Raw genomic sequence first — 7,182 nt, forward strand, 5'->3', positions numbered from 1 at the left:
ACCCGCCGGCCGCGCGCGCGGGGGGCGCGGCGGGGGGCGCGCCACCCGGCCCGGCCGCCCCGGCGCCCGCCGCACTCACCCGGGCCGCGCTGCTCGCCCTCTGCGCCTGCGTGCTCGTCGCCCAGGCCATGGTCGCCGCCGTCAACCTGCTGATCCCGCAGCTCGCCGCGTCCGCCCTGCACCCGACCCCCGGCCAGCTGCTGTGGGCGGTCGACGCGTACGTGATCGTCTTCGCCGCGCTGCTGATCCCGGCGGGCGCCCTCGGCGACCGGTACGGCCGCAAGGGCGCCCTGCTGGCCGGGCTCGGCCTGTTCGCCGCGGGCGGGGCGGTCAGCGCGCTCGCCCAGGCCCCGGCGGTGCTCATCGCCGGGCGCGGGCTGTGCGGGGCCGGTGCGGCTCTGATCATGCCCGCCACCATGTCCGTCCTGGTCCACCTGAGCCCGCCCGAGCGGCGCGGCCAGGTGCTGGCGACGTGGACGCTGTCCGCCGGCCTCGGGGGCCTGGCGGGCAACGTCGGCGGCGGCCTGGCCGGGGAGTACCTGACCTGGCGGGCGCTGTTCTGGGCGGTGGTCCCGCTCGGCGTGCTGCTCGCCCTCGCCGTATCCCGTACGGTTCCGCGCACGCCGGCCCGGTCCGACGCCTCCGTCGACCCGCTCGGCGCGATGCTGCTGGCCGGGGCGCTGCTCTCGGTCGTCTACGGGATCATCGAGGGCCCCGCGTACGGCTGGACCTCGGCGGCGGTGCTGACCGCCTTCGGCGCGGGCGGCGTGCTGCTCGCCGCGTTCACCGGCCATGCGCTGCGCGCCGCGCGCCCGCTGCTGGACCCGCGGATCTTCACCTCGCGCAAGCTGCGCGCCGGGGCGCTCGGGATCGGCGCCGGCTTCTTCGGACTGTTCTCCCTGTTCTTCGTCAACGCCCAGTACCTCCAGTACGCGAAGGGCTTCTCGCCGGCCCGGACGGGTCTGGCGATCATCCCGCTGACCGTCGGCATGGCGCTCGTGCCGAAGCTGGGCGCCCGGCTGGCGGAGCGGACGGGGCCGCGGCTGCCGGTCGGCGCGGGGCTGGGCCTGATCGGGGCCGGGCTGCTGCTGGTGGCCACGGTCGACGCGGGCACTCCGTACGCCCTGTACGCCTGCTACCTGCTGGTGCTGTCGGTGGGGACCGGCCTGTGCGCGCCCTCGCTGACCCTGACGGTGGTCGCCGAGCTGCCCGCGCACCAGGCGGGGCTGGGGTCCGGGCTGAACACCGCGGCCCGGGAGATCGGCGCGGCGCTGGGCGTGGCGGTGGTCGGCACGGTGCTGGCCTCCCGGTTCCACGGCGATCCGCGGGATCCGGCGCAGGTGGGCGCGTTCACGGACGCGATGGGGGTCGCGCTCGCCACGGTGGCGGCGGTGCTGCTGCTGGTGGCGGTCGCGGTGGTGGCGGGCTACCGCACGGGGGGCGGCGCGCGGCGCGCCGGCCGCCGGGATGCAGCGTCCGGCGCCGGGGGCGCATGCTGACTGTGTGACGGCGAGACCGGACAGCAGCGGCCCCGCCAGCGACGCCGCGGCCCGGGAACTCGCACGGGCCGCCGTCGATGCGGTGCAGGCCGTCGGCGGATTTGCGGGTGGGGTCTACGTGCGCTCCGGATCCGAGGGCCCGCTGTTGCTGGCCGTGCTGACGGGGCTGCCGGGACGGCTGTTCCGCCCCTGGTGGCGGATGCACGTGAACCGTCCCTACCCGGTCGCCGAGGCCTTCCGTTCGGGGCAGTCGGTGCACCTGCCCGACGCGGACGCGGCGATGCGGCGCTTCCCGCAGATGATGGCCGGGCTGCCGTTCCCCTTCGGCTCCATGTACGAGCCCGTGATGGCCGGGGCGCAGCGGTTCGGGGTGCTGTTCGTGCTGCGGCCCGCGACCCCCGGGGGCAGGGTCGACGCCGCCGACCGGGAGCGGCTGCGCGCCGCCGCGGACGGGCTGGGTGCGCACCTCGCCGCGCTCGCCGCGGCCGGGGATCCGGTGCTGTGGACGGGTGATCCGCTGTGCGTGCCGCCGCCGGACAGGGCGCAGGGTGCGCGGGAGGCCGTGGACCGGCTCACGCTGGCGGTGCTCTCGGTGGACCGGGAGGGCCGGATCCGGTTCGTCAACCACGCCGCCGCGGGGCTGCTGGGCCTGGATGCGTCGGAGCTGCGCGGGCGGGTGGTGTGGGAGGCGGTGCCCTGGTTGGCGCAGCCCGCGTACGAGGACCACTTCCGCGGGGTGTTCATGTCCGTGCAGCCGGTGCACTTCGCGGCGCGGCGCGGCCGGCAGCAGGGCCGGGAGTGGGTGACGGTGGCCCTGTACCCGAGCCGGGACGGGGTGACGGTGACGATCGGCCCGGCGGACGCGCCGGCCTACGCGCCGGGGTCGGTGGTCCGGCCGGGTGCGGGGCTGGGTTCGACGGACGACCGGGCTTCGGCGCTGTACCGGCCGGTGGCGCTGGCGATCGCGCTGACGGAGGCGGTCACGGCCCGGCAGGTGTCGGCGGTGGTCACCCAGGAGCTGCTGCCCGCGTTCGGCGGCCGGCAGCTGGCGATCTACCTGCTCAACGAGCGGCATCTGCACCTGGCGTGGGAGACGGGTTTCCCGCAGGGCTTCCTGGACCGGTTCGACGGGGTGGGGCTCGACGTCCGGCTGCCGGGCGTGGAGACGCTGACCACGGGCCGGCCGATGTTCTTCGAGTCGATGGAGCACCTGGCGGCCGCCTACCCGGGGATCCCGCTGGACGCCCACGTGGGGGCGCGCGCGTTCCTGCCGCTGATCGCGTCGGGGCGGCCGGTGGGTTCGTGCATCCTCGGCTTCGACGCGCCGCGCGGGTTCAGCCCGGAGGAGCGCACGGTGCTGACGGCGCTGGCCGGGCTGATCGCGCAGGCCCTGGAGCGGGCGCAGCGCTACGACTCCGAGGCGGCGCTGGCCCGCGGGCTGCAGGCGGCGCTGCTGCCGCACCGGCTGCCGGTGCGCGAGAACGTGCAGACGGTGGGCCGGTACCTGCCGGGAACCCAGGGGATGGACGTGGGCGGGGACTGGTACGACGTGGTCGAGACGAGCGAGGGCCTGCTGGCGCTGGTGATCGGGGACGTGCAGGGCCACGGGGTGGCGGCCGCCGCGACGATGGGCCAGCTGCGCAGCGCGGTGCGGGCGTTCACGCTCGGCGGCAGCCCGCCGGAACGGGTGGTGTCGGGGACGAACCGGCTGCTGATCGATCTGGATCCGGGGCAGTTCGCGAGCTGCTGCTACGTGCTGCTCGACCCGGTGACGGGCCGGGCGCGTGCGGTCCGGGCGGGTCACCCGCAGCCGCTGCTGCGGCATGCGGACGGGCGGGCCGAGGTGCTGGACCTGCCGGGCGGGGTGGTTCTCGGCATCGACGCGGACGCCGCGTACCCGGTGACGGAGCTGCGGCTGGCGCCCGGTGCGGTGCTCGCCCTGTACACCGACGGGCTGGTCGAGGAGGCGGGTGAGGACATCGACCTCGGGGTGGAGCGGCTGCGGGCGGCGCTGGCCGCGGCCCGGCCGTCGCCGTTGACGGAGCTGGCCGACCGGCTGGTGGGCGAGGCGGGGGATTTCGCGGACCGGCCGGACGACATCGCGCTGCTGCTGGCCTCGCGGACGAAGGGCCCGCCCGCCGGGGGTGCGACGGGGGCGGTGTGAGCGCCGGTGGATCTTGTGGCGGGTGCCCACCCCTTGGGCAGGTGGTGTCGCCGGGGGCACATGTCGGCAAAGCGGAAGAAAATTTGCCGGTGCGCGGCTGCGGTTCCCGCACCCGGACTCTGTGCAGCGTTTACGCGGTCTTAACGCGGCCGTGGGCCGGCCGCAGCCCGACGCGACGATGGAATCCGCAGGGGAACCGCTCTTGACCTGCGGATCCCGCAGGGATTCGATACGGGCCCGGGAGCCACTGAACCACCCTGCTGACCACCGCCTCGGAGGCGATACCGCTCCCGCACCTCAGTTCACCGCACCAGCCGATCGGAACCCCGCACCGATGTCTGAAACGATCAGCGCCCCTCAGGCTCTCGCCCCCGCCACCGGGCCCGTCCCCCCGAAGCTCAAGCGTTCCATCGGCGTCGTCGGCGGCACACTGCTGACGCTGTCGTGCGTGACGCCGGCTTCGACCCTGTTCGTCGTCGTGCCCGACCTGTTCGCCTCCCTCGGCACGTGGACCGCCCTGACGATCGCCATCGGCTCGCTGCTCTGCATCGGCGTGGCGTTCTGCTATTCGGAGCTCGGCACGCTGATCCCCAGCGCCGGCGGCGAGTACGCGATGGTGTCGACCATGGCTGGCCGGCTGGCCGGCTGGCTGGTGTTCGTCTTCTCGCTGCTGGTCGTGATGATCGTGCCGCCCGTGATCGCCATGGGCACCGCCGACTACCTCGCGCCGATCGTGCACATACCGGCGCCGGTCGCGGGCGGCGGCGTGATGCTGCTCGCCACCCTCGCCGGCCTGCTGGACCTGCGGGCCAACGCATGGATCACCGGCATCTTCCTGGTGCTGGAGGTGGTCGCCGCCGCGCTGGTCGCCGTACTGGGCTTCGCGCACAGTGAGCGGGGTGCCGGTGCGCTGGTGCACGGCACGGTCGCGGCCGAGGGCGGCGGCACGTCGACGGTGACCGCGATGATGGTCGTCTCCGGGCTCGCCATCGCACTGTTCATCACCCAGGGGTTCTCGACCGCCGTCTACCTGTCGGAGGAGCTGGAGAACCCGCGGCGCAACGTCGCCCGCACCGTGCTGGCCACCCTCGCCATCTCCACGGCCGTCATCCTGGTCCCGGTCATCGCCATCACCGTGGGTGCCCCCGACCTGGCGGCGCTGACCGAGGGCGACCTCGGCGGGATGGTCACCGCCTGGTCCAACTCGGCGGTCGGCACCTTCGTCAGCCTCTGCGTCGCCCTCGCCATCATCAACGCGGGCATCGTCATGGTGATCCAGAACTCCCGTGTGCTGTTCGCCTCCGCACGTGACAAGGCCTGGCCCGAGCCGGTCAACAACGCGCTGTCCAAGCTCGGCCGCTTCGGCTCCCCGTGGGTGGCCACCCTGCTGGTCGGCGTCCCGGGCGCGGCCCTGTGCTTCGTCAACCTCGACACCCTGTACGGGGTCACCGGCGTCTCGGTGACGGCCATGTACCTGCTGGTCGCGGTGGCCGCGCTGTTCGCCCGGCGCGGCGCCCACCGCGACGTGGCCGCCTGGCGGATGCCGCTGTGGCCGGCGGTGCCGATCGCGCTGATCGCCGTCCTCGCGTACATCCTGGAGCAGCAGGACACCGAGTACCTGCTGTGGACCGGCGGGATCACCGCGGTGGCGACGCTGTACTGGGCGCTGTACCTGCGGCCGCGGCGGGACACCCGCTGGCTGGTCAGCATCCCGGAGGACGGCGAGTCCGCCACCGTCTGACGGCCCTCCGGGGCGAGCACGGCCGGGGGGGCCGCCGGGATTCAGTTCCGGGCGGCCCCGTCGATGCTGATGACGACCTTGCCGAAGGGAGCGTCCGTCGCGTACTCGCGGTAGGCCCTGCGGGCCTCCTCGAAGGGGTGCACGCGGTCGATGACCGGGCGCATGCCGTGGGCGGCCACCGCACGGTTCATGTCCTCGAACCGGGTGCGGCTGCCGACGAAGACCCGGCGGATCGTGGCGAGGCTGGACGCGTACGCCGCGTTCGAGATCGCGATGCCCGCCTTCCCGGGGGCGGCGGTGGTCAGCAGGGCGATCTGCCCGTACAGGGCGGAGGCCCGGACCGACTGCTCCACGGTCTCGGGGCCGCCCGTCTCGACGACGAGGTCGGCGCCCAGGCCGCCGGTGAGCTCCCGTACGGCCCGGCCCCAGTCGGGGGTGCGCCGGTAGTCGACGACCTCGTCGGCGCCCAGTGCCTTGAGGCGGTCCGCCTTGTCCGCGCTGGAGGTGGTCGACACCACGCGGCAGCCGAGGAGTTTCGCGAACTGCACGGCGAAGAGGGCGACCGGGCCCGTTCCGAGGGTCAGTACGCTCTGGCCGGGCAGCAGCGGTTCGCCGCCGGTCAGGGCGCTCCAGGCGGTGACCCCGGCGCAGGGCAGGGCGGCCGCTTCCTCCCAGGTCAGGTGGTCGGGGACGCGCACCGCCCACTGTTCGTCGAGCACGGCGTACTCGGTGAGCATCCCGTCGAGGGTGCAGCCGGGCTGGTCGAAGGCGTCGGGGGTGATCCGGCCGGTGCGCCAGCGCGGGAAGTACGCGCAGGACACGCGGTCGCCGACGGCGAACCGGGTGACGGCCTCCCCGACGGCGACGACCTCGCCGGCGCCGTCGCTGAGCGGTACGACACCGGGTACGGCGGGCAGCGGGTAGCTCCGGTCGAGGATGAGCAGGTCCCGCTTGTTGAGGGAGGCGGCGCGGACGGCGACCACGATGGCGGTGGGGCCGGTGGGCTCCGGCCGGGATCCGCCGGAGTCGCGCGGCACGATCCCCTCGATGTCGCCGAACGCTTCCAGGTGGTACGAGCGCATTGCATCCTCCGGGCCTGTCGGTGCTGCTTCGGTGCGGTGCGGCCGCCGCCGGTGTGCGGCTGCCGTCGGCGCCCAGGTTCCGGGGCGGCGGACACGCCCGGCAATTCCCTGCGGGGAATGGCCGGGTCCGGCCGGAGGGGGCTAGAAAGGACGCATGGCCACCACTGCCGCCACCCGTGCCTCCGCCGCCGACGCGCCGACCCCGTTCGCCCGTGAGGTCCGCCGCCGGCGGGCGCTGCGCCGGATGAGCCAGCTCGAACTGGCCACCCTGGCCGGGACCACCCAGCGCCACCTCAGCTTCATCGAGAGCGGCCGCTCCACCCCCGGGCGGGCGATGGTGGTGCGGCTCTCCGAGTCCCTCGGGCTCACGTTGCGGGAGCGCAACTCGATGCTGCTGAGCGCCGGTTACGCCCCGGCGTACGCGGAGTCACCGCGGGAGTCCGCCGCCGTCGGACCGGCGATGGAGGCCCTGCGGTCGATCCTGACCGGGCACCTTCCGTACCCGGCGGTGGTCGCCGGTCCGCGCGGCGAACTCGTCCTGGCGAACGCCGCGTTCGGGGTGCTGACCGAGGGCGTGGCCGAGCGCCTCCTCGCGCCGCCGGTGAACGTGCTGCGGGTCGCGCTGCACCCCGAGGGGATGGCGCCGCGGGTCGTGAACCTCGCGGCGTGGGGGCGGCACATCACGGAGAGCCTGCG

5 protein-coding genes are annotated in these 7,182 nt (G+C 74.8%); 4 read left to right on the plus strand and 1 reads right to left on the minus strand.

Annotated features, from left to right (window positions below; genetic code table 11):
- Window positions 1-89: 89 nt before the first annotated feature.
- The 3 genes from ACFXA3_RS20090 to ACFXA3_RS20100 all read left to right on the plus strand — a co-directional run bounded on the left by ACFXA3_RS20090 (window position 90) and on the right by ACFXA3_RS20100 (window position 5,404).
- On the plus strand, window positions 90-1,499 hold the full coding sequence (locus ACFXA3_RS20090) for an MFS transporter (RefSeq protein ID WP_385188486.1): 1,410 nt from the start codon (window positions 90-92) through the stop codon (window positions 1,497-1,499).
- The gene (locus ACFXA3_RS20095) at window positions 1,468-3,663 is read left to right on the plus strand and encodes a SpoIIE family protein phosphatase (protein ID WP_385188480.1); all 2,196 of its coding nucleotides are present in this window, start codon (window positions 1,468-1,470) and stop codon (window positions 3,661-3,663) included. The genes ACFXA3_RS20090 and ACFXA3_RS20095 overlap by 32 nt, the downstream gene beginning before the upstream one ends.
- A gap of 334 nt (window positions 3,664-3,997) precedes the next feature.
- Window positions 3,998-5,404 carry an APC family permease gene (locus ACFXA3_RS20100; RefSeq protein ID WP_385188482.1) on the plus strand — a complete coding sequence of 469 codons (1,407 nt, stop codon included), beginning with the start codon at window positions 3,998-4,000 and terminating at the stop codon, window positions 5,402-5,404.
- 41 nt (window positions 5,405-5,445) lie between these two features.
- On the opposite strand, the gene ACFXA3_RS20105 is transcribed toward ACFXA3_RS20100, so the two are convergent.
- Window positions 5,446-6,486: an NAD(P)-dependent alcohol dehydrogenase gene (locus ACFXA3_RS20105; RefSeq protein WP_385188483.1), complete on the minus strand. Its 1,041-nt coding sequence runs from the start codon at window positions 6,484-6,486 to the stop codon at window positions 5,446-5,448.
- A gap of 154 nt (window positions 6,487-6,640) precedes the next feature.
- Between ACFXA3_RS20105 and ACFXA3_RS20110 the strand changes: the two genes are divergently transcribed.
- Window positions 6,641-7,182: helix-turn-helix domain-containing protein (locus ACFXA3_RS20110; protein ID WP_385188484.1), on the plus strand; the 542-nt coding region annotated here is incomplete at its 3' end.

The organism is Streptomyces sp. NPDC059456, from assembly GCF_042750055.1.
GTDB lineage: Bacteria > Actinomycetota > Actinomycetes > Streptomycetales > Streptomycetaceae > Streptomyces.